Origin of the sequence: Cellulomonas sp. IC4_254 (assembly GCF_011603975.1) — a bacterium.
Lineage (GTDB): Bacteria > Actinomycetota > Actinomycetes > Actinomycetales > Cellulomonadaceae > Cellulomonas.
This window is the reverse complement of record NZ_JAANNB010000335.1, coordinates 1-2,053: the sequence shown is the minus strand read 5'-3', so window position 1 is coordinate 2,053 and position 2,053 is coordinate 1. Positions and strand designations below refer to the sequence as shown.

The 2,053-nt window shown below is 82.6% G+C and carries 3 protein-coding genes; all 3 read left to right on the top strand.

Features of this window, described 5'->3' with window-relative positions; all coding sequences use genetic code 11:
* Positions 1 to 1,237: FtsX-like permease family protein (locus G6556_RS18530; protein WP_205693759.1), on the top strand; the 1,237-nt coding region annotated here is incomplete at its 5' end.
* 217 nt (positions 1,238 to 1,454) lie between these two features.
* Positions 1,455 to 1,754, top strand: a complete 300-nt coding sequence (locus G6556_RS18525) for a hypothetical protein (RefSeq protein ID WP_166944583.1) — start codon at positions 1,455 to 1,457, stop codon at positions 1,752 to 1,754.
* Positions 1,755 to 1,834: 80 nt separating this feature from the next.
* A partial coding sequence (locus tag G6556_RS18520) for a hypothetical protein (RefSeq protein ID WP_205693758.1) occupies positions 1,835 to 2,053 on the top strand: 219 nt, incomplete at its 3' end.

Sequence of the window (2,053 nt, the reverse complement as noted above, 5' to 3'; positions counted from 1 at the left end):
TGCCTCGCCGGACCTGCTCGCCGCGGCGGCGCCCGCGCTGCTCGCCGTCGTCGGGGCGGTGGTGGTCGCGCGCGTCCTGCCCGCCCTGGTCGCCCGGCTGGCCCCGCTCGCCGAGCGGTCGCGCCGCGCGGTCGGGGTGCTGGCGGTCGCCCGGGCGCGGTCCGACGGACTCGCCGCACTGCCGCTGCTCGCGGTCGCGACGGCCGCCGCCCTCGTGGTCGTGGGGGCGTCCGCCGCGGTCGCCGTCCGGGACGGGCAGGACGCGGCCGCCTGGGCGACCGTCGGCGGCGACGCCCGGGTGCAGGGGCCGCCCGACGCGGGGCTCACGGCGGCGGCGGCGACCTGGGCGGAGGACCCCGGCGTCACGGCCGCGGTGCCGGCGCGGGTGGTCCGGGACGTGCCCGTGCGCTCGGCCGACGGCTCGGCGCGCGTCGACGTCGTGGTGGGGGAGCCGGCCGCCCTGGCCCGGTTGGCTTCGGCCCTGCCGGGGGCGGCCCTGCCCGCCGCGGCCGACCCGGCCGCTGCCGCCGGCGACGCGCCTGCCGGGGAGGTGGTCATCCGCTGGGACGGCGAGGACCGAACCGTGCACGCGCTGGCGGACCTCGCGGTGCCCCGGCCGTCGGCGGGCCAGGACGGGGGCCGGGCCGTGGTCGTCGTGGACGTCGCCGAGCTAGGCGGCCCCGACGCCGTGCCGCCCAGCACGGTGTGGCTCGTCGGCCCGGGTGCCGAGGCGGCCGTGCGCGCCACGCCCCCGCCCGGCGACGCGGAGGTCACCGTCCGGGTGGCCGTCCTCGGGGCGCTGCGCGCGGACGTGCTGCCGCGCGCGCTCGTCGGGGCCGCGGCCGTCTCCGTGGTGCTGCTGCTCGCGTTCGTCGCGCTCGCCGTCCTGGTCGCCGCGGCGGCGGGCGGACCCGCCCGGCGTCGTGCCCTCGACACGCTGCGGACGGTCGGGCTCACCGACCGGGAGGCGCGCCGGGTCGCCGCCGGGGAGGTGCTGCCCGCGGCGCTGCTCGCGTCCGCGGCCGGGGCGGCGCTCGGGTGCGCGGTGACCCCGGTGGTGCTCGGTCCGCTCGGGCTCGCGGCCGCGTCGGCGCCCGGGACGGGTGGCCCCGTGGCCTGGCTCGCGGTGGCGCTGCCCGTGCTCGCGGGGGTCGTGGCGGCAGCGGCGGTGCTGCGGGTCGAGCACGCGCGGCGCCGGACGCACCGGCTCGGCGAGGTGCTGCGCGCGGGCGGATGACGCGTCCCCGCCGCGGTCGCCGCGCCCCTGCCACCGACGCGTGCCCGTGGCGGGCGCCACCCGGGTCTCGCTCCGGGGCTACGCACCACGGCCGTCATCACCACCCACCGCGCCCCGCCGGACCACCCAGCCCACCACTCAGCCGCGGCCGGGCACCGGAGGCTGGACCGACGAGCCGCGGTGCACCGGCCCCGCGCCCGACCCGGGGGAGACGACCGTGCCGACCCAGCCACGACCGACCGCCGTCCTCGACGGCGCCACCGACCCGCTGACCAAGGCCCGGCTGCTCGCCGCCCTCCTGGGCCGCCCCCTGTCCGGCCCGGAGCTGGACCGGCGCGCCGACGCCGACGGCGTGCGCGCCGCGGCGGACGAGCTGGTGCTGTCCGGGTCGCTCCGGCGCACCCCGGACGGCGGCCTGGAGCTGGACCCGCGGCGGCGCTCGGCGGCGCTCGACGCGCTCGCACGGGACCTCCGGGTGGGGGATCCGGCCGCCCCGGGAGGCGCCCGGCGCCGCTGAGCCCGCCGGGCGGGCTGTCCTCCGCGGACGATCCGTCGGAGACTGGGGTCGACACCCCGACCCGGACCAGGAGCCGCCACGTGACGACGCGCCCGCAGCACCGCAGCGGAACGCTGCCCGGCGCGCACCGCCGCCCGCGTCCGCGCCCGCGGTTCGCGCGGGCCGCCCAGGTGGCGTCGGTGGCGGTGCTCGGCGGTCTGCTGGCGGCGGTGGCGCTCCAGGCGGCTCCGGCGCGGCCCGACCCGGTCGCGGTCCCCGCGGACGCCGCGACGACGGTCCCCGGAGCGGGCGGTGCGGCG